We start from the raw sequence: 26,009 nt of genomic DNA on the forward strand, positions 1-26,009 counted from the left end.
ATGCTATTATTCCCCCAAAAGATACTAGCTCAAAGAAGTGGTGTTATCTTCTTTACTATATTACTTATATCAACTATTACAAGTTTTAAGGTTTACCCTCATGAAACTGAGATGTATGACCAAAACAATTCACTATGTAAACAGGATCTCTGTCAGTATAATTTTAATACTGAGTCTTTTCCAAAATCTGTAGTATTTATTGAACCTAAATTAGAAGGTAAATTGGAGATCGAGAAATCGATTATGGAAATCGATGCCCTTTATTCTCTCAAAAAAACGTCAACTCCAGAAGAGTTGCAAGTATTTACACATGCCAAAGAAGGTGAGATTTATGTTAATGGAAAATGGCTCGGTCAAAAAGAAATCGTTGACTGGATTAATCAGTTGAATATAAATAGGTCAAGGTTGAAATCTATTAGCTTTTATGGTTGCAATTTTGCCAAAGGAGAAAGAGGAGAGGAAACAGTTGCATTTTTAGAGAAGCATTTGGGAGTTTCTATTGCGGCGTCAACCAATATTACAGGGAGAAATGGTGATTGGAACTTAGAAATAGGAAAAGGATTATATCCTCGAGAAATAAGAAATTATAAATATTCATTGCAAACCGATACTGACGGAGATGGGGTTAATGATTTAACTGATATTGACGATGATAATGACGGAGTTCTTGATACAATGGAAAGAGATTGTTCTTTATCTTTTGCAACGAGAACTTTGGTAGATTTATCTTTGGTAGCTTCAGGTTCGGAATTAAGTAATCAATTGGAAGGTTCATACGGAATGACTTTCTATTCATTAAGTGGTTATCCTGCAGTTATTAGAACAACTCATGGAGGTTTTGTTAATAGCCTTGCTATTGGAGGGACAAATACTTCAGGAAGTTTGAACTGGTCAGGAGTTGGAATGACATTCGCGAATAATGTCAACTATGTGGAAATGCATGGAGATCCATCAGGAAATGGAGGAACTCTTTATTTTAATGTATATGACAGCGACGATAATCTTTTGTACTCAAATACTGCTCCTGATGGAGGAACTGTATTTAGTTATCAATCAGGAAGTGACAATATTGCAAAAGTAGAAATGTATGAGAATAGTCCTGCTTCTGCACAAGATGTTGCTTTTGGAGATATTTATGTAAAAAGAAATTATTGTATTGATCAAGATACCGACGGAGATACGATTCCAGATCATTTAGATTTAGATAGTGATGCTGATGGTTGTTCTGATAGTGTTGAATCTGGGAATACCGCAAATACAAGCAATGATATTGTTAATTATAATACAGGTGCCGATGCTAATTCAAATGGATTATTAGATCAGTTTGAAGACGGTACTACAGGAAACATTAATTATAATTCAACGTTTAATCAATATGCGCTTAGCAATCATTTAAATTTATGTGCTGATACTGATGGAGATGGTGTTAATGATTTAACAGATATCGATGATGATAATGATGGGATTCTTGATGCAACTGAATCGCCTAACTGTTATTATACAGAATCAGAAGCAGAAATACCTTCTGATGTAACAACAGAATTAACTACAAGATCAGGAGAAGGTATTGAAAGGAGCTTCGATAATGATACAGCGACCTATTCTTCATTCGACCCAACACAAAATATTGTTAACGTTACTCTTTTCGAAATAACTCCAGTAGCACCTATTGCAATTAATGCTATTAATTTTGAAATGGTGAACTGGTATATGACAACTAACGTAAGCTCTACAGTGAAGCTCCAGGGATACGACGGTAGTAGCTGGGTCGATTTATCAATCCCAGTGGCTCATAATACTGTGGCTAATGGAATTGATACTTTTTTGAATACTATTAACCCAACTGTTGTTTACGAAAAATATAGAATTTATGGCGTTGCAGGAACGAATTACTATAGTGGTGTTAAAGAGATAATATTCGATATCAATAATTTTATTCCAGAGTTATTGCCTAGATCAAGTTGTACTGCTGATAAAGATGGTGATACAGTTTACAATCATTTAGATTTAGATAGTGATGCCGATGGGTGCTCTGATAGCATTGAAGCTGGTAATACTGCCCCTTCAAGTAATGATATTGTAAATTATAACACAGGAACAGATGCGAATAATAATGGATTACTAGATCAATTTGAAGATGGAACAACAGGTAATATCAATTATACTTCAACATATGCTCAATATGCTTTATTGGATTATCTCAATGCATGTGCTGATACGGATGGAGATGGTGTATATGATTTAGTTGATCTCGATGATGATAATGACGGGGCACTTGATACTACTGAGTTAGGGTGCGGAAGTGGTGAAGCTGCTGTAACAAATTCTGTGTTAACCGCAGGGAGTCAGCAAATAGAAGGAAGCTTTACCAATGAAGCTGGAGTAGCGAATTATGATGTACAATTTGCCAATTTGAGTGCAGCGATGGTTGCAGCCAATATTGTACCTTATACAGAAGGATTACATTATGTGGTTGATGATACCAATTTAGGAGACTATGAAACTACAATTACAGTAACTCCGCAAACAGATGCTTTATTAGAAAGTGTTGAATGGGGCCCTTCTTTATTAGGAAACCTAGATACCGAAAACAACAATGATGAACAAACCATTACCTTAACCTGGAGTCCAGCTGTTACGGCTACGGTTGTCGATCCAGATAATCAATTAGATATTACTGATGGTACAATAATAAATTCAGGTCAGGCTATTGTTCAAGGAGCAGAATATGAATATACAAGTCAGCCAACTTGGAAAATAATTTTCAATACAAATCTATTACCATCTCAATTTGAATTCAATGCTTCACATGTTGCTTTGGCAGGCGTAGCTGATTTAAGAGATGAAGGTTATAGTTTGATAGCAAACGTGTGTAATTCGGTAAATACAGATGGAGATTCTTTAGTGAATAGCATCGACTTAGATAGTGATGGGGATGGTTGTGCTGATGGAGTGGAAGCTGCCAATACCAACATTGCCAATAATGATATTGTAAATTATAATACAGGAGCTGATTCAAATAATAATGGATTGTTGGATCAGTTTGAGGATGGAACTACAGGGAATATAAATTATACTTCTGCCTATGATAACTATGCAATAGTAAATGCAATTAGTGCATGTGCCGATACTGATGGTGATGGCATCGGAGATGTGATTGATATTGATGATGACAATGATGGTATTTTAGATTTTGTAGAAAGAGAATGTTCCACAACACCAAATTATGATAGCGCGTGGGATATTAATGTATATCAAGGAGGAAGTGGGCCAAACTGTGGCGATAATTTAGGGATTGCAGCCGCAACTTTAATTGCTTCAGGAACTATGAATGAATTTCCAGGACAGTTAAAAATAGATTGGTACAATGGAGGAGCATCTACGTTGTTATCAACTTTAAATTCAAATGGAGGGTCTGTAACGGGTAGTAACCCAACGGGTTCTTATTGGATTGTTGAGCATATCCATACGTTTACAGATTCTGAACAAGGATTCTACGATATTTTACCTTCCTCAGGAACACACGATAGTAAAATGGCTATCAAAGAAGATAAAAATGGTATTGAAACTGTTTTGTTTTGTGAACCAGATTGGACGGTTGCTAGCCCAGGAATGAATAATGTTTTCTTTGAAGAAGGCGATAAGTTAAAATTATATGTAAATGAATATGCAGGAGCTAATCAGGGATTAACTATTGATATAGGTGCAGCGAATTCTCAATTATTCTGTTCAGACCTTGATACAGACAACGATACTATCCCAAATCATTTAGATTTGGATTCAGATGGAGATGGATGTAGTGATAGTGTTGAATCAGGAAACACACTTATAGGAAATAATGATATAACGAATTATAATACAGGTGCAGATGTAAATCAAAATGGATTATTGGATCAGTTTGAAAACGGTACCTCGGGAACGATAAATTATCCGTCTTACTATGGTTTGTATGCAAATTCAGCAGCACTGAATAGTTGCACTGATACTGACGGAGACGGTATTAGTGATTTGGTAGATTTAGATGATGATAATGATGGAGTTTTAGATGAGTCCGAATCTCCAGATTGCTTCTATACAGAAGAAGAAATTCAAGTGATTTCGAAAGTTACTTCTGCTTTAACAAGTCCTGATGATAATCAACTTGATGGAGATCTTGAATTGCTTCATGATGAAGCGACAACATATACCTTCAATTTTGATGCAGGACAAGCAATTGCAGGGGCAGAGTTATTCTTAATCGAATACCCTTCTTTAGTCCAATTGTTACAAGTAACCCTTGTGAATAATACTACTTGGGGAACTGGAGTGACAGCCAAATTACAAGGATCGATTGATGCAATTACTTGGATAGACGCGAGTGCTGATATCGATATGGCGACAACAGTAAATAAAGTATTTACAAATTCAAACTCGAATGAATATAAGTATTATAGAGTTTTAGGTGTAAATGGGGGTAATACAGTGGCCTCAACTACCATAGGAGAAATAACATCAACAATAGCTAATGGTTATGTTGCTAGTTTGCATCCAAAAAGCTTATGTAACACAGATACCGATACTGATACTACCTATAATCATCAAGATTTAGATTCTGATGGAGACGGTTGTAGTGATAGCGTTGAAGCTGGAAATACTTTAGCAGCGAATAATGATATTGTAAATTTCAATACAGGAGCAGATGCTAATACGAATGGATTATTAGATGTGTTTGAAGATGGAACTACAGGAAATATTAACTATACTTCTACCTATTATTATGCACTGAGCACCATTACAAATGCTTGTGCTGATACCGACGGAGATGGAGTAAATGATTTAATAGATATTGATGATGATAACGATGGAGCCTTAGATATAGTAGAATTGGATTGTGGTGTTGGAGAAGCTAGTGTGAGTAATACAGTTTTAACAGTAGGTAGTCAGCAAGTGCAAGGAGAGTTCACAAATGGGACTTCGGTTGCTGATTTTGATATTCAGTTTACAAACTTAAGTGCAGCATTGGTTGCAGCCAATATTGTTCCAGTAGTTGGTGGAATTCATTATGTAGTGGATGATACGAATTTAGGAGACTATGAGGCAACCCTTACGGTAACTCCTCAAACAGGTGGATTATTAGGGAGTGTTGAATGGGGCCCAAATTTACTTGGAAATACAGATGCAGAAAATGATAATGATGAACAAACAATAACCTTAACTTGGAGTCCAGCTGTTACTGCTATTGTTATAGATCCAGATAATCAGTTGGATATTGCAGATGGTACAATTATTAGTCCCGGTCAGGCAATTTTCCAAGGAGCTGAATATGAAAATGCCGCTCCACCTACATGGAAAATTATTTTCAATACGAATTTATTGTCATCAACTTTCCAGCTTAATACGTCTCATGTAGCATTAGCAGGTATAGCCGATTTAAGAGACGAAGGGTTTTCATTGGTGGCAAATATTTGTTATTCAGAAAACATAGATGGAGATGCTACCGTCAATAGTTTAGATTTAGATAGTGATGGAGATGGTTGTAGTGACGGTGTAGAAGCAGGAAATACATTGGTAGCTAATAATGATATTATTACCTATAATACGGGTACTGACGCCAATTCAAACGGATTATTAGATCAATTTGAAAATGGAACTAGCGGAGAAATTAATTACGCAGATACTTATAAAATTTATGCCAATTCAAATAATTTAAGCTTTTGTGCCGATACTGATGGAGACGGAGTTGGAGATTTAACCGATTTAGATGATGATAATGATGGTATTTTAGATGAAGATGAATCACCAGATTGTTTTTATACAGAAACTGAAATTGGAGAAATTGTTAAAATAACTTCGGGATTAATAAGTCCTGATGACGATCAATCTGATGGGGATATTCAAATATTACATGATGAAGCTACAACGTATACCTTTAATTTTAATGCAGGGCAAAATATTGTTGGAGCTGAATTTTTTAGAATAGAATACCCTTCATTGGTTCAATTAGCAGATATAACATTAATAAGTAACACTACTTGGGGAGCGGGAGCTACCACAAAGCTTCAAGGTTCTTTAGATGGAGTAAATTGGATAGATGTTAGCGCAGCTACGGACATGGCAACCACAGTCAATAAGGTGTTTACTGTTACAGATACTAATAAGTACAAGTATTACAGAGTTGTTGGAGAAACAGGAACAACCACAGTAACTTCGGCAACTATTGGTGAGATTACATCCAATGTTGCTGCAGGTTATGTTAAAGGATTGCATCCAAAAGAAGAATGTACTACAGATAGCGATGGCGATGGAAGTTATAACCATATTGACTTAGATAGTGATGGAGATGGCTGTAGCGATGGTGTGGAATCTGGAAATACGTTGATTTCAGATAATGATACTACTAATTTCAATACAGGAACTGATGCAAATTCAAATGGATTATTAGATGATTTTGAGGATGGTACTACTGGAAATATAAATTATACTTCAACATACAGATACGCTATTAACAGTGAAAGAACGAACTGCGTGGATACGGATGGAGATAATATTGGAGACTTAACTGATATAGATGACGATAATGATGGTATTTTGGATGTAGATGAGTCTATAGCGGGTCCCTCTGGTTGTACACCTATAGTTTCTTCATATTCTGATTTTACTCTTACAGGAAATAAGTTTGCTGGAAGGTTAAATGTGGATGGTACATATGTTGCTGATGTAGAGTTTGATATACCTTTAGGACAAAACCCCTCGAATGCTGTGCAAGCGAGCACGACCCAAATGCAAAATTCAAGCAAGGTAACTTACTCAACTTCACAATCAACAGCAAATGACTCATTACAGGTTTCAATAACTTTAAAGCCGTTGCCAGGGCAAAGTATTAAAGCTATTTTTAGAATTTTTATCCCAGGAACTTCAGGTTGGACTAATCATCCTGGAGCTCATAGAATGTGGTTGCCAGCACTTCCAAATGGGGATCCAAATGTTGCATCATTTACTGAGTTGAACGAGTTTGTTACTGAGTTTGATGGTACTTCCGATTATCATAGTGGAGATTTAATGACTAATCCGTCTAATGCACCTGCAAATGCAGGGTATTTAGATATTTATGTGGAAGCAGATGAAAATAATCCATATACCTTCTACTATACACAATATGATATTTATGCGACTACATATGCTAATGAGTCTATCGATATTGATTTACCAGTATGTAGTCCAGTTCAAATACCTCCAACAGATATAGATACAGATGGAGATACGATACCAGATAGAGTTGATTTGGATAGTGACGGAGATGGATGTGCCGACAGCGTAGAAGCAGGAAACATAGCCTTAGGAAGTAATGATGTCATTAATTATCCAACAGGAACTGATGCAAATAACAACGGTTTATTGGATATATATGAAAATGGAACATCTGGAAGTATTAACTATGAGTCTACATATGATTTGTATGCAATGACTGAAAATATTGATGCTTGTGAAGATACAGATGGTGATGGAATAGTGAACTTAGTAGATTTAGATGATGATAATGATGGGGTATTAGATGAAATGGAATCTTCAGATTGTTTTTATACCATTACTGAAATAAATCAAATCGACAAAATAACTTCAAGTTTGGTGAGTCCTGACGATGATCAATCGGATGGAGATATTCAACTGTTGCATGATGATGCCACAACATATACCTTTAACTTTAATGCTGGACAGAATATTTCAGGAGAAGAGCTTTTCAAAATTGAATATCCATCATTAGTTCAATTGGCAGATGTTACTTTAGTGAATAACACAACTTGGGGAGCTGGTGTTACTGCAAAACTTCAGGGGTCAATTGATGGAAATACATGGGTTGATGCGAGTGCAGTTGTAGATTTAGCTACGACCACAGACAAAATTTTTACGAGTACAAATACGAACGAATATAGATATTATAGAATTTTAGGGGAAACAGGAACATTAACTGTGGCTTCAACAACAATAGGAGAAATTACCTCAACTGTAGCTTTAGGATATGTAAGAGGTTTGCATCCAAAACCAACATGTACCTCTGATACGGATGGTGATACGATATTAAATCATTTAGACTTAGATAGTGATAGCGATGGTTGTAGTGATGGGGTTGAAGTGGGTAATACAGCGGTAGCTAATAATGATACTACAAATTATAACACTGGAACTGATGTGAATTCGAACGGATTGTTAGATCAATTCGAAGATGGTACTACAGGAACATTAAATTATGTAGCACCATATTTTTATGCAACTTCTTCAGTTTTAAATGCGTGTTTAGATACTGATAGTGATGGAGTAAATGACTTAGTAGATATTGATGATGATAACGATGGAGCTTTAGATACTGTAGAGTTAGCATGCGGAGTAGGAGCGGTTTCGGTAAGTAATACAGTGTTAACAGCAGGTAGTCAACAAGTTCAAGGAACTTTTACAAGCGGATCAGGTATTGCCGATTTCGATATTCAGTTTACAAATTTAAGTGCAGCATTGGTTGCAGCCAATATTGTTCCTGGTTCTAGTGGAATTCATTATGTAGTAGACGATACGAATTTAGGAGATTACGAAACAACGCTTCTAATAACTCCTCAAACAGGAGGTTTATTAGGAAGTGTAGAATGGGGACCAAACCTTTTAGGAAATACTGATGCTGAAAACAATAATGATGAACAAACGATAACACTGACTTGGGAACCTGCAGTAACTGCAAGAGTTATTGATCCAGATAATCAATTAGATATTGCGGATGGAGCTATTATTAGTCCTGGACAGGCAATTTTTCAAGGAGCAGAATACGAAAATGGAGCTCAACCTACCTGGAAAATAGTTTTTGATACAAATTTATTACCGATTGCTTTCCAAATTAATACATCTCATGTTGCACTAGCAGGTGTAGCGGATTTAAGAGATGAAGGATTCTCATTGGTAGCAAATGTGTGTTATTTAGAAAATACAGATGGAGATGCTACGATTAATAGTTTGGATTTAGATAGTGATGGAGATGGTTGTGGCGATGGTGTTGAAGTTGGAAATACCTTAGTGCCAAATGATGATATTGTAAACTATAATACAGGAAGTGATTTAAACAATAATGGTTTATTAGATCAGTTTGAAGATGGAACGACAGGAAATATAAATTATAATTCAACGTATGAATATGTTACAAATAACTTGTTAAATGTTTGCGCGGATACTGATGGAGATGGTGTAGGTGATTTAATTGATATTGATGATGATAATGATGGAGTTTTAGATACTGACGAAGGTTCAAATTGTAATACAGCCGTCGATTTAGGTGTTGATGGAACTTTTGAAGATTTAGCAGGTGTTGCAAGTACAGATGCTTACAACAGTAATGTTACAGCGGGTGGATGGAATAATGGAAGCGGAAGCGCCGATTCATGGCAATCTCCAATGCCAACAACAGGCTCAGGAACTTGGGGAGGAATGTGTGATGGTATGCCATCGTCACCAGATGGAGGTGTATTTGTTGGTGGTTATACAAATGATGCCTCGAGAGCAGAGTCTTTTTATACCGATGTAACTGACTTATCGATTGGGCAAGAATATACAATTGTATTTTATCAAGCTCATGGTGGAGTTGAAGGGACTACACAACTCAATGATAATGCACGTTACGAAGTAGTTTTCGGTAGTGAAATCAAATTTAGTAATGAGCAGCCCTATTTAGGTGAAGGAAATCAGGTTTGGGAAGAACAACGAATATTATTTACAGCCACGGCAACAACTCAAAGATTAGAATTCTTTACAAATTCAGGAACAGATAACCATACCGGAGGATCTACGGCATATAACTATCCAGTAATTGATGGAGTAAGAATTCTTGAAGGAGACCAAGTGGTGCCTGTTGTCGGAGGATGTATTAGTATTGATACTGATGGTGATACAGTTCCTGATCACTTAGATTTAGATAGTGATGGTGATGGTTGTGCTGATAGTGTTGAAGCAGGAAATACAGCAATAGCTAGTAACGATATAACAAATTACAATACTGGAGCTGATGCTAACCAAAATGGGTTGTTAGATCAGTTTGAAGATGGAACTACAGGAAATATCAATTATACATCTACTTATGCACAATACGGATTAAGTGATTTCTTAAGTGTGTGTGCTGATACAGATGGTGATGGAATTAATGATCTAACAGATTTAGATGACGATAATGATGGAGTATTAGATGCTGTTGAATCTCCATCGTGTTATTATTTAGAAAATGAAGTAGCCTTTAATAATGCAACAACAACACTAACAAACTATAGCACAAATGCAGCTTATCAGTTTTCTGAGTTATATGACGGGGTAACCAATGATATGGCTGCCTATGGAGCCTTAAATACTGATATAACAGGAGAAACCGTATATGAATTAGATTTAGAGTTTCCTGTTGAGCTTTCTGAAATTGATGTTATATTTAATTATAGTATTTTCAGAACAACAGCTACTTTTAAATGGCAAGGTTATAACGGAAGTAATTGGGTTGATGTAACTGGAGTTTTAAGTGAAACAGAAACAACTAACAATACATATACTTATACATTAACACCAACAGGGCAGGTATATACGAAATATCGTGTGCTTGGAATTTCGGGTACCACTTATTACAACCGTATATATGAAATTGTTCCAAAAGTTGATGATAGTACATATAAACCGTCATTATACCCTAAGTACAATTGCTCTGTCGATACGGATACCGATTCTACTTACAACCATTTAGATTTAGATAGTGATGGTGACGGGTGTTCTGATAGTGTTGAAGCAGGAAATACACTAGTTCCAAATAATAATACTTCAACATTTAATACAGGAACTGATACAAATAATAATGGATTATTAGATCAGTTTGAAGACGGTACCACAGGAAATATCAATTTCACATCAACCTATGCGCAATACGCTCTTAGCGATTTCTTAAACTTTTGTGCTGATACTGATGGTGATGGTATTAATGATCTTACTGATATTGATGATGACAACGATGGAGTGCTAGATGCTACCGAGTCACCAGAATGTTATTATAATGAGTCGGAATTAGTAATACCTTCTGATGTTACTACAGAATTAACAACAAGATCGAATGAAGGAATTGAAAGAAGTTTTGATAACGATTCAGCTACGTATTCTTCATTCAATCCAACACAAAATATTGTCAATATTACTCTTTTTGAAATAACGCCAGCAGCACCTGTCGCAATCAATGCAGTCAATTTTGAAATGGTAAACTGGTACATGACAACCAATGCTAGTTCTACGGTAAAACTTCAAGGATATGATGGAAGCGCATGGGTGGATTTATCCGTGGCAGTAGCACATAACACAGTAGCAAATGGTAACGATACCTTTATAAATACTATTAATCCTAATACTGTTTATCAGAAATATAGAATTTATGGAGTTGCAGGAACAAATTATTATAGTGGTGTTAGAGAAATAACATTTGATATAAATAATTTCGTTTCAGAATTATTCCCAAAACCAAGTTGTTCAGTTGATAATGATGGAGATACAATTTACAATCATCTAGATCTCGATAGTGATGGCGACGGATGTAGTGATAGCGTCGAAGCAGGAAATACAGCAATAGCGAGTAACGATATTGTAAACTTTAACACTGGAACAGATGCGAATAACAACGGTTTATTAGATCAGTTTGAAGATGGAACTACAGGAAATATTAACTATACATCAACCTATCATTATGCAACAACCGATTTGTCGAATGCTTGTGCCGATACTGACGGAGACGGTATCAATGACTTAGCCGATATTGATGACGATAATGATGGAGTGTTGGATACTGAAGAATTAGCTTGTGGTATAGGTGCAGCAGCAGTAACGAATACTGTTTTAACAGCGGGAAGTCAACAAATTGAAGGAACGTTTACCAAAGGTTCTGGAATTGCAGATTTTAATATCCAATTTAACAATCTAAGTGCAGCTTTGGTGGCCGCAAATATAGTTCCAGTAACTGGAGGAATCCATTATGTTATTGATGATACGAACTTAGGAGATTATGAAGTAACCATGACAATCAATCCGCAGACAGGAGGAATTCTAGAGTCTGTTGAATGGGGACCAAACCTGTTAGGAAATGCTGATGCAGAAAATGACAATGATGAGCAGACAATAACACTTACATGGACACCAACGATAACAGCTACTGTTGTCGATCCAGATAACCAATTAGATATTGCTGATGGTACTATTATCAATTCAGGACAAGCAATATTCCAAGCAGCAGAGTATGAAAATGCAACACCGCCAACATGGAAAATTATATTCAATACAAACTTATTACCAACTGAATTTAGTTTAACTACTTCTCATGTAGCTCTGGCAGGAGTAGCCGATCTTCGTGATGAAGGATTTAGTCTTGTTACGAATGTATGTTATTCACAAAATACAGATGGAGATAGTTTAATTAATAGTTTAGATCTTGACTCTGATGGAGATGGTTGTAGCGATGGTGTTGAAGCAGGAAATACCTTAGTGCCTAACAACGATATTGTAACCTTTAATACTGGAGCCGATGCGAACAATAACGGATTATTAGATCAGTTTGAAGATGGAAGCACAGGAAACATTAATTATAGCTCAACTTATCAATTTGCAGTTAACAATTCACTAAGTGTTTGTATTGATACCGACGGTGATGGTATTGGTGATTTAAGAGATATTGATGACGATAATGACGGAGTGCTTGATGTTGTAGAATGCCCAACACTACAAGGAACGAATATCTACGGTTCCTTTGATGAGTTCTCTGAACAGACATGGGCTTCTTTAGTCCCTTCTGATGGCTCAGCAACTTGGGAAAATCATTCGACTTCAGCCACCACTACTTTTGAAATAATTGAAGGAATAGATGGTTATTCGAATAATTATGCAATGAATTTATTGTCTCCTCAAGGAGGTAATTATGCTGGATTTGCACATACAGAAGCAATTCAAACAACCATGAGTAATCTGGTTGCAGGAGATACATATCAGGTTACTTTTTATTGGGCAAATGCAGGAAGAGCTGCCAGTGAAAGAAACGATACAGCGGTAACAGTATATCTTCCAGATGGAGATCAAGTCACTGCAGTTCAAACGTATGATCAAGATACATGGCATACGGAAACATTTACTTTTGTTGCAACACAAACAACTGAAATTATAGGGTTTAAACTTACAGCCCCAACTGCTGCGGGGATAGGTATTGATGGGATTTCAGTAACTGCCACAGGGAATAATTCTGGAGGAACTTATTGTGATAATGATAGTAATGGAACTTCGAATCATTTAGATTTAGATTCTGATGGTGACGGATGTAGTGATAGTGTTGAAGCAGGAAATACCCTACTTGCAAATAATGATACTACAAATTACAATACTGGAGTTGATGCCAATTTAAATGGATTATTAGACCAATTTGAAACGGGAACAACAGGAACAATAAATTATACCTCGACATATACACAATATGGATTAAGTGATTTCTTAAGTGTTTGTACTGATACCGATGGTGATGGAATTAACGATTTATCAGATTTAGATGATGACAACGATGGAATTCTAGATGCAGAGGAATCTCCTTCTTGCTATTATACTTCTGATGAGGTAGTCATTACAAATGTTAGCACAACACTTACAAATTATAGCACAAATGCCGCTTATCAATTCTCTGAATTATACGATGGAGTAATGAACAATGTTGCTTCATATGGAGCCTTAAATACAAATATTGCAGGTGAAACTGTATATGAGTTGGAAATGGCATTTCCAGTAGAATTAACTGAAATAGATGTTGTTTTCAATTATAGTGTTTTCAGAACATCGGCAACATTCAAGTGGCAAGGTTATGATGGAAGTACTTGGACAGATGTTACGGGAGTATTGAATGAAACTGAAACGACCAATAATACTTATACATATAACTTAACTCAAACAGGTCAAAAGTATACAAGGTATAGAGTGCTAGGAGTTTCTGGAACAACGTATTACAACCGTATTTATGAAATCGTTCCAAAAGTAGGAACTACGTTCAAACCAAGTTTACATCCTAAAACCAATTGTTCTGTTGACAATGATTTAGATACAGTTTACAATCACTTAGATTTAGATTCTGATGGTGATGGATGTAGTGATAGTGTTGAATCAGGAAATACCTTAGTGGCAAATAACGATACCACTAACTATAACACGGGTGCCGACGCAAATAATAATGGTTTATTAGATCAGTTTGAAGATGGAACTACAGGAAATATAAATTATACTTCTACCTATAGTCAATATAGTCTTGACAATGCACAGAATTTATGTACAGATACAGATGGTGATGGAGTTGGAGATATAGTTGATGTAGATGATGATAATGATGGTATTTATGATATAGATGAGCAAAATTGTAATGTAATTGAAATCACAAATCCAGGTGATATGACCTGGCATGGAACGGCAACTGCAAATGTATCGGCTCCAATTACAACAACATTACAAGTAACTGGTGCGGCTTGGTCTACAGCATACTCAGATCAAACATTTACATTACCACTTGTGATGGAAGGAACGGTGACAAGTGTTGGTAATGGAATGATAGGATTCTTCCCTGTAAGTGGAACTGAAATAACAGGAGCGACTTGGAATGATGGTGGATATAAATTCCAGTTCAATAATGCTAATGGAATGTATGTTCGTCATGGAGCGACCAACAGCGGATGGCATGCACCTTCAATTGTAGGAACTACCTTTAGACTGGAAGTAGACGCCGCTGGAAATATGAATTACATCCATAATGGATCAACGGTCTATACGGGTACAGTCCCAGTGGAAGATTACAAAATAACGCTATCAACAGGTGCATTTACCATCACAAACTTTACAGTATCTGGAAAAGGTGGTGCTTGTTTAGATATCGATAGCGATGGTGATACCATTCCTGATCATTTAGAATTAGATAGTGATGATGACGGGTGTTCTGATGCAAATGAGGCCTATGGAAGTTATGATACCGATGGAGGTGATGGAGGACAATATGGAACAGGAGATCCTCTTACGGTGTCTGGAGGTGAGATAAATCCAGATGGATCTGTAATTGCCGCCGCCTATGACACGGGTGTCGTTGCAGCGGTTACAGATGATACGATTTCTACTGTTTGTCCGGATGATACAGATAGGGATGGAATTCCTGACACAGTCGATTTAGATGATGATAATGATGGTATTTTAGATGATAATGAATGTGGATTGGTTACGTTAAACATAAATTGGGCAGATTTAGGGTTAACAGATGCAGGGATAAGTCAAGCATCAGGGCAAACAATACCTGATATGGGCGCGGTTTTAGGGATACCAGAATTGAATGGAATAGGAGTAACGGTAAAGTTTAGTTCTACTGGTTCTTCGACTCCAACATCAAATTTAATTGGATCCGCAGGAAGCCCTTGGCTTACCGTTGCTAATGCTATTGGAGGTACGAGGAAAGTTGAAGTGTCTTTCACCCAATCATTTGAAGCAATTTCATTAATGTATGATGGTCAATTTAATGATGGAGAGTATGTTAGCTTTAATCCATCAGGTGGTGCTTTATTGCAGCCAACTCCACCTGTTACTGGTTTAGATATAGTTTCTCAAGGTGTAACTAACCCTGCAGGAGGTGCGGGAAATACAACTACTGATTTTCCAAGATATGAAATTTTAGGAGGAGATAATATTGAATTGACCTCCGGTATATTATCAGGAGGTGCAGCTACTAGTTCTCAAAATGGAGTATTATTACGAATTAAATATAGAATTTGTGATAGTGATAATGATGGAATCTATGATCATTTAGATGTAGATTCTGATAGTGATGGATGTTACGATGCGTTAGAAGCTTCAGGTACATTTGATCATACACAATTAACTGATGGAGCGTTTACAGGTGGTGTCGATGCGAATGGAGTACCAACAGTTACTTCTGGAGGACAAGCAACAGCAGCTGCCGTAACTGATAGTTCTGATAATACAGTTTGCTGTGATCCTTCAGTTTCTGGATTTACAGATACAGATGCTGATGGAATTATTGATACATGTGATTTAGATGATGATAACGATGGAATTTTAGATAGCACTGAGTGTGCATGGGTGAGATTATCACCATCAGATTTAGCATCTCCTCCAGGATCAAATGCTTCGAATTATAGTGTTACGAATGAAGATGTAAGTAGTCTTTTTGGTTTGCCAACTGGAAGCCTTTTCGTAACTATTACTAATGGAGCGACAAATGCAGCAGGATTAGCATGGAAAACAAACGCAACTGAAGGAAATGCGATTTTTGAATTTACAGGACCTTATGCTGATTTAGCATATGTGACTTTTGCACATGATGGTTCCTTAGCTCAAGGAATTCAAGAAGGTTTTATATCTCTAGAAGGAATTGGATTCAATTTTAACTCATCATTAGCAGATGATTTTGTAGTCGTTCAATCTGGAAATTCTTATTATGTAGAGAATCCTGTTGGAGGAACAGATACAGCAAATGGAATTAGATTTGAGTGGGAAGCAAGAGAAGTAGGGGCGAAGAGAATTGAAGTTTTTGCTTCTGGAGCAACAGGAAATAATCAATACTTTATAGAATTAAGAATTTGTGATACGGACGGAGATCATATTCTTAATCATTTAGATTTAGATAGTGATAATGATGGTTGTAATGACGTAACTGAATCGGGAGGAACTGATGGAGATAGTAATGGTGTATTAGATGGTACAGGGTTTGATAGTAACGGTCAAGTCACTGGAGGAACAGGTGGTTATGATGGAGTGAATGGGAATGAAATAGAAGCTACCATGCTTCAAATGGATACACAGCCAACAGATGCTACAATTTGTCCAGACGCAAATACTACTTTTACGGGAGTAGCTTCTTCATTAAGTACAACGGTCTTTACGGGTACGGCTCCTGCAACAACTCCAGATTACAGTGGAAGTACGCCAGCTACTGGAGACTTGGTGTATCAATGGCAAGAACAAGTAGGTGGAGCGGGAGCATGGAATGATATCACCGATGGAGGTATATATAGTAATGCGACTACGGCAAGCTTAACATTAACGAGTGTGCCAGTATCAGCTTCAACAAATAAATATAGATTGATAACTACTAGTACAAAAAATGTTTGTGCTAGTATAACAAGTTCTGAAGTTACATTAACATTGAATTCTAAGCCAGTTAATACAACTCCACCAACGGATACTGTTTGTAGTGATGTTGCTTTAAATCATGATTTAATAGGAGATGTATCATTAACAGGAAATACCTTTAGTTGGAGTGCAGCGGATAATGCCAATATAACTGGAGAAACCATTATAGCTTCAACAGCTACAAGTATAACAGATGCCTTAACGAATACAAGCGGATCTGTTCAAACTGTTGTATATACGATTACCCCAACAAGTTCAGATGGTTGTGCAGGAGATTCATATACCTACACAGTAACGATAAATCCAGAACCATTTGTAACAGCGGCACCAACAGATACGGTTTGTAGTGATGTAGCATTGAACCACGATTTAACAGGTGATGTAAACTTAGCAGGAGCAACATTCAGTTGGAGTGCAGCAGATAACGCCAATGTAACGGGAGAAACAACGAGTACTTCAACAGCTACAAGTATAACAGATACCTTAACGAATACAAGCGGATCTGTTCAAACAGTGGTATATACGATTACCCCAACAAGTTCAGGTGGATGTGCAGGAGATTCATATACCTATACGGTAACGATAAATCCAGAACCATTTGTAACAGCGGCACCAACAGATACTGTTTGTAGTGATATCGCCTTGAACCACGATTTAACAGGTGATGTAAACTTAGCAGGAGCAACATTCAGTTGGAGTGCAGCAGACAATGCGAATGTAGCAGGAGAAACCACGAGTTCTTCTACTACAACGAGTATTACCGATGCGCTAACCAATACAAGTGGCTCGGATCAAACGGTTGTATATACGATTACACCAACAAGTTCAGATGGTTGTATTGGAAATTCATATAGCTATACGGTAACTGTAAATCCAGAACCATTTGTAGCGACAGCACCAACAGATACGGTTTGTAGTGATATCGCCTTGAACCACGATTTAACAGGTGATGTAAACTTAGTAGGAGCAACATTCAGTTGGAGTGCAGCAGACAATGCGAATGTGACGGGAGAAACAACGAGTTCTTCAACAACAACGAGTATTACTGATACGCTAACCAATACTAGTGGCTCTGTTCAAACAGTGGTTTATACGATTACCCCAACAAGTTCAGATGGTTGTGCAGGAGATTCATATAGCTATACAGTAACGATAAATCCAGAACCATTTGTAGCAACGGCACCAACAGATACGGTTTGTAGTGATGTGGCTTTGAACCATGATTTAACAGGTGATGTAAACTTAGTAGGAGCAACATTCAGTTGGAGTGCAGCAGACAATGCGAATGTGACGGGAGAAACAACGAGTTCTTCAACAACAACGAGTGTTACTGATACCTTAACGAATACAAGTGGTTCAGTTCAGACGGTAGTATATACGATTACACCGACAAGTTCGGATGGTTGTGTAGGAAACTCATATAGCTATACAGTAACGATAAATCCAGAACCATTTGTAGCCACAGCACCAACGGATACCGTTTGTAGTGATATCGCCTTGAACCACGATTTAACAGGTGATGTAAACTTAGTAGGAGCAACATTTAGTTGGAGTGCAGCAGACAATGCGAATGTAACAGGAGAGACTACGAGTATTTCTACAGCAATGAGTATTACCGATACTTTAACCAATACAAGTGGTTCAGTTGAAACAGTAACTTATACGGTTACTCCAACAAGTTCAGATGGTTGTGCAGGAGATTCTTATACGTATACGGTAACGATAAATCCAGAACCATTTGTAGCGACAGCACCAACAGATACGGTTTGTAGTGATGTGGCTTTGAACCATGATTTAACAGGTGATGTAAACTTAGTAGGAGCAACATTCGGTTGGAGTGCAGCAGATAACGCCAATATAACAGGAGAAACAACAAGTACTTCTACAGCAACGAGTATTACCGATACGCTAACCAATACAAGTGGATCAGTTCAAACCGTTGTATATACGATTACACCAACAAGTTCAGATGGTTGTGCAGGAGATTCATATAGCTATACAGTAACGATAAATCCAGAACCATTTGTAGCGACTGCTCCGACAGAAACAGTTTGTAGTGATGTGGCTTTGAACCACGATTTAACAGGTGATGTAAATTTAGCAGGAGCAACATTTAGTTGGAGTGCAACAGATAACGCCAATATAACAGGAGAAACAACGAGTACTTCTACAACAACAAGTATTACCGATACGCTAACGAATACAAGCGGATCTGTTCAAACGGTGGTATATACAATTACCCCAACAAGTTCAGATGGTTGTGTAGGAAATTCATATACCTATACGGTAATTATAAATTCAGAACCATTTGTAGCGACGGCACCAACAGATACGGTTTGTAGTGATATCGCTTTGAATCACGATTTAACAGGTGATGTAAACTTAGTAGGAGCAACATTTAGCTGGAGTGCAGCAGATAACGCCAATATAACAGGAGAAACAACGAGTTCTTCAACAACAACGAGTATTACCGATACCTTAACCAATACTAGTGGATCTGTTCAAACAGTAACTTATACGATTACACCAACAAGTTCAGATGGTTGTGCAGGAGATTCTTATACGTATACGGTAACGATAAATCCAGAACCATTTGTAGCGACAGCACCAACAGATACAGTTTGTAGTGATATCGCCTTGAATCACGATTTAACAGGTGATGTAAACTTAGTAGGAGCAACATTCGGTTGGAGTGCAGCAGATAACGCCAATATAACAGGAGAAACAACGAGTACTTCTACAGCAACAAGTATTACCGATACTTTAACGAACACAAGTGGCTCAGTTCAAACAGTAGTGTATACAATCACGCCTATAAGTTCAGATGGTTGTGCAGGAGATTCATATAGCTATACAGTAACGATAAATCCAGAACCATTTGTAGCGACTGCTCCGACAGAAACAGTTTGTAGTGATGTGGCTTTGAACCACGATTTAACAGGTGATGTAAATTTAGCAGGAGCAACATTTAGTTGGAGTGCGGCAGATAATGCAAATGTTACAGGAGAAACCACAAGTGCTTCAACAACAACGAATATTACCGATACTTTAACCAATACAAGTGGCACGGATCAAACGGTTGTATATACGATTACCCCAACAAGTTCAAATGGTTGTGTAGGAAATTCATATACCTATACGGTAACTATAAATTCAGAACCATTTGTAGCGACGGCACCAACAGATACGGTTTGTAGTGATATCGCTTTGAATCACGATTTAACAGGTGATGTAAACTTAGTAGGAGCAACCTTTAGCTGGAGTGCAGCAGATAACGCCAATATAACAGGAGAAACAACGAGTTCTTCAACAACAACGAGTATTACTGATACGTTAACCAATACAAGTGGCACGGATCAAACGGTGGTATATACGATTACCCCAACAAGTTCAGATGGTTGTATAGGAAATTCATATACGTATACGGTAACTATAAATCCAGAACCATTTGTAGCGACGGCACCAACAGATACGGTTTGTAGTGATGTAGCTTTGAATCACGATTTAACAGGTGATGTAAACTTAGTAGGAGCAACATTTAGTTGGAGTGCAGCAGATAACGCCAATATAACAGGAGAAACAACGAGTATTTCTACAGCAACAAGTATTACCGATACTTTAACGAACACAAGTGGCTCAGTTCAAACAGTAGTGTATACAATCACGCCTATAAGTTCAGGAGGTTGTGCAGGAAACTCATATACGTATACAGTAACTATAAATCCAGAACCATTTGTAGCAACTGCTCCAACAAATACCGTTTGTAGCGATATAGCCTTGAATCATGATTTAACGGGTGATGTAAACTTAGTAGGAGCAACATTTAGTTGGAGTGCAGCGACGAATGCGAATGTCACAGGAGAAACAACGACAGCATCGACTGCGACAAGTATTACCGATACTTTAACCAATACAAGTGGCACGGATCAAACGGTTGTATATACGATTACCCCAACAAGTTCAAATGGTTGTGTAGGAGATTCATATACTTATACAGTAACTATAAATCCAGAACCATTTGTAGCGACTGCTCCAACAGATACGGTTTGTAGTGATGTAGCCTTGAATCACGATTTAACAGGTGATGTAAACTTAGTAGGAGCAATATTTAGCTGGAGTGCAGCAGATAATGCCAATATAACAGGAGAAACAACGAGTATTTCTACAGGAACGAGTATTACTGATACTTTAACGAATACAAGTGGCTCGGATCAAACGGTTGTATATACGATTACCCCAACAAGTTCAGATGGTTGTGCAGGAGACTCATATACGTATACAGTAACTATAAATTCAGAACCATTTGTAGCAACAGCTCCAACAGATACAGTTTGTAGTGATGTAGCCTTGAACCACGATTTAACAGGTGATGTAAACTTAGTAGGAGCAACATTCAGTTGGAGTGCAACAGATAACGCCAATATAACAGGAGAAACGACTAGTTCTTCTACAGCAACGAGTATTACCGATACATTAACGAATACAAGTGGCTCAGTTCAAACCGTAGTGTATACAATCACGCCTATAAGTTCAGGAGGTTGTGCAGGAAACCCATATACGTATACAGTAACTATAAATCCGGAACCATTTGTAGCAACTACTCCAACGGATACGGTTTGTAGTGACGTAGCCTTGAACCACGATTTAACAGGTGATGTAAACTTAGTAGGAGCAACATTTAGTTGGAGTGCAGCGACGAATGCGAATGTCATAGGAGAAACAACGACAGCATCGACTGCGACAAGTATTACAGATACCTTAACGAATACAAGTGGCTCAGTTCAGACCGTTGTATATACGATTACCCCTACAAGTTCAAATGGCTGTGTTGGTAATTCATATACGTACACGGTAACTATAAATCCAGAACCATTTGTAGCGACGGCACCAACAGATACGGTTTGTAGTGATGTAGCTTTGAACCACGATTTGACAGGTGATGTAAACTTAGTAGGAGCAACATTTAGTTGGAGTGCAGGAGATAATGCGAATGTAACAGGAGAGACTACGAGTGCTTCTATAGCAACGAGTATTACAGATACGTTAACCAATACAAGTGGATCTGTTCAAACAGTAACTTATACGATTACACCAACAAGTTCAGATGGTTGTGCAGGAGATTCATATATCTATACCGTAACAATAAACCCTGAATCATTTGCTTCGAGTTCTCCAACAGATACAGTTTGTAGTGACGTAGCCTTGAATCATGATTTAACAGGAGATGTAAATTTAGTTGGAGGAACCTTTAGTTGGAGTGCAGCAGACAATGCTAATATTACAGGAGAGTCTCTTACAGCACAATCGAGTTCAACAATAAATGATACCTTAACCAATATTAGTGGTACGGTACAAACGGTTGTTTATACGATCATACCAACAAGTCCAAGTGGTTGTGTAGGAGATGCATTTACTTATACAGTAACGGTGAACCCAGAACCTCATGCAGCTTCTATGGCTACAGATACGGTTTGTAGTGATGTAGCGCTTACTCATGATTTAACAGGAGATGTTAATTTAGCAGGCGTAACCTTTAGTTGGAGTGCGGCAGATAATGCAAACGTAACAGGAGAGACCACAACAGCTTCCACAGCAACAAGTATTACTGATACTTTAAACAATATTAGCGGTAATATTCAAACGGTAGTATATACCATTACCCCAATGAGTTCAGATGGATGTGTAGGAGATTCATACACCTATACAGTTACTTTAAATCCAGAACCACATGTACCAGCAGCACCAACATCAAGTACTATTTGTAATAATCAAGTATTGAATTATGATTTAACTACTGATGTAAATATGACAGGAGTTGTGTTTACTTGGGCGGCTTCTGATAATCCAAATGTCACAGGAGAGACCTTAACAGCTCAAACAAGTCCGCTAATATCAGATACCTTAAATAATACATCAAGTGTTTTTCAATCAGTAGATTATACAATTACTGTTATGAGTGCTGATGGCTGTGCGGGAGATTCTTATATTCATACAGTGAATGTCGATCCAGGACCTCAAATAGCAAGTGCTACACCTCCTGCAACAGTTATTTGTAGTGATGGTGTTTTAAACCATAATTTAGAAGATGATTTCTCAGTGTCAGGAGTTACTTTTGAATGGTATGCTACAGATAATCCAAATGTCACAGGAGAAACGACATCTAATTCAACAACGAATTTAATTACCGATATACTAAATAATATTAGTGGTTCAGTTCAGGTTGTTTATTATAATGTAACGCCAACTGGATCAACAGGCTGTGTTGGAGGAAGCTATACCTATGCGGTGACGGTAAATCCAGAACCATATGTAGCAACAGCACCAACAGAAACGGTGTGTAGCAATGTAGCTTTGAATCATGATTTGACAAGTGATGTTAATTTAACAGGCGTAACCTTTAGTTGGAGTGCGGCAGATAATGCCAACGTAACAGGAGAAACCACAAGTGCATCTACAGCAGCCAGTATCACAGATACTTTAATCAATACAAGTGGATCTGCTCAAACGGTAGTGTATACAATTACTCCAACGAGTTCAGATGGATGTGTAGGAAATTCATATACCTACACTGTAACGGTGAACCCTGTACCAGAGAATAGCACACCACCAACAGTCACAGTTTGTAGTGATGTAGCATTAAATCACGATTTAGCAAGTGATGTAACCTTAACAGGAAATACGTTTAGTTGGAGTGCAGCAGATAATGCGAATATAACAGGAGAAACAACAAGTACTTCTACAGCAACGAGTATTACAGACACGTTAACCAATACAAGTGGATCAGTTCAAACAGTAACTTATACGATTACACCAACAAGTTCAGATGGGTGTGCAGGAGATTCATATAGTTATACAGTAACGATAAATCCAGAACCATTTGTAGCGACTGCTCCGACAGAAACAGTTTGTAGTGATGTGGCTTTGAACCACGATTTAACAGGTGATGTAAATTTAACAGGAGTAACGTTTACTTGGAGTGCAGCAGATAACGCCAATGTAACAGGAGAAACAACGAGTACTTCTACAGCAACGAGTATTACCGATACGCTAACCAATACAAGTGGATCAGTTCAGACGGTGGTATATACGATTACCCCAACAAGTTCGGATGGTTGTGTAGGAAATTCATATAGTTATACAGTAACGATAAATCCGGAACCATTTGTAGCGACAGCACCAACAGATACAGTTTGTAGTGATATCGCCTTGAATCACGATTTAACAAGTGATGTAAACTTAGTAGGAGCAACATTTAGTTGGACTGCAGCAGATAATCCAAATGTAACAGGAGAAACAACGAGTACTTCTACAGCAACAAGTATTACAGACACTTTAACGAATACAAGTGGATCCGTTCAAACAGTAACTTATACGATTACCCCAACAAGTTCAGATGGTTGTGCGGGAGATTCATATAGCTATACAGTAACGATAAATCCAGAACCATTTGTAGCGACAGCACCAACAGATACAGTTTGTAGTGATATCGCCTTGAACCACGATTTAACAGGTGATGTAAACTTAGCAGGAGCAACATTTAGTTGGAGTGCAGCAGATAACGCCAATGTAACAGGAGAAACAACGAGTACTTCTACAACAACAAGTATTACCGATACGCTAACCAATACAAGTGGATCAGTTCAAACGGTGGTATATACAATTACCCCAACAAGTTCAGGTGGATGTGTGGGAGACTCATATACGTATACGGTAACTATAAATCCAGAACCATTTGTAGCGACTGCTCCGACAGAAACAGTTTGTAGTGATGTGGCTTTGAACCACGATTTAACAGGTGATGTAAGTTTAGCAGGAGCAACATTTAGTTGGAGTGCAGCAGATAACGCTAATGTAACGGGAGAAACGACGAGTACTTCAACAACAACAAGTATTACCGATACGCTAAGTAATACAAGTGGATCTGTTCAAACGGTGGTATATACGATTACCCCAACAAGTTCGGATGGTTGTGTAGGAAATTCATATAGTTATACAGTAACGATAAATCCGGAACCATTTGTAGCGACAGCACCAACAGATACAGTTTGTAGTGATATCGCCTTGAATCACGATTTAACAAGTGATGTAAACTTAGTAGGAGCAACATTTAGTTGGACTGCAGCAGATAATCCAAATGTAACAGGAGAAACAACGAGTACTTCTACAGCAACAAGTATTACAGACACTTTAACGAATACAAGTGGATCCGTTCAAACAGTAACTTATACGATTACCCCAACAAGTTCAGATGGTTGTGCGGGAGATTCATATAGCTATACAGTAACGATAAATCCAGAACCATTTGTAGCGACAGCACCAACAGATACTGTTTGTAGTGATATCGCCTTGAACCACGATTTAACAGGTGATGTAAACTTAGCAGGAGCAACATTCAGTTGGAGTGCAGCAGATAACGCCAATGTAACAGGAGAAACAACGAGTACTTCTACAGCAACAAGTATTACCGATACTTTAACGAATACAAGTGGATCTGTTCAAACAGTAACTTATACGATTACACCAACAAGTTCAGATGGTTGTGCAGGAGATTCATATACCTATACGGTAACTATAAATCCAGAACCGTTTGTAGCGACAGCACCAACAGATACAGTTTGTAGTGATGTAGCCTTGAACCACGATTTAACAAGTGATGTAAACTTAGTAGGAGGAACATTCAGTTGGAGTGCAGCAGATAACGCCAATATAACAGGAGAAACAACGAGTACTTCTGCAGGAACGAGTATTACGGATACGTTAACCAATACAAGTGGATCTGTTGAAACAGTGGTGTATACGATTACCCCAACAAGTTCAGATGGTTGTGCAGGAAA

The 26,009-nt window shown here is 37.6% G+C and carries 1 protein-coding gene (only partly in view); it reads left to right on the forward strand.

Going from position 1 to position 26,009, the window contains the following annotated elements; translation table 11 throughout:
* Positions 1 to 26,009, forward strand: part of the annotated coding region (locus BLW23_RS11090) for a PKD-like domain-containing protein (protein WP_143032152.1) (this coding region is incomplete at its 3' end). Its footprint extends 6,000 nt past the window's final position; 26,009 of its 32,009 annotated nt are in view.

The organism is Tenacibaculum sp. MAR_2009_124 (assembly GCF_900105455.1).
Taxonomy (GTDB): domain Bacteria; phylum Bacteroidota; class Bacteroidia; order Flavobacteriales; family Flavobacteriaceae; genus Polaribacter.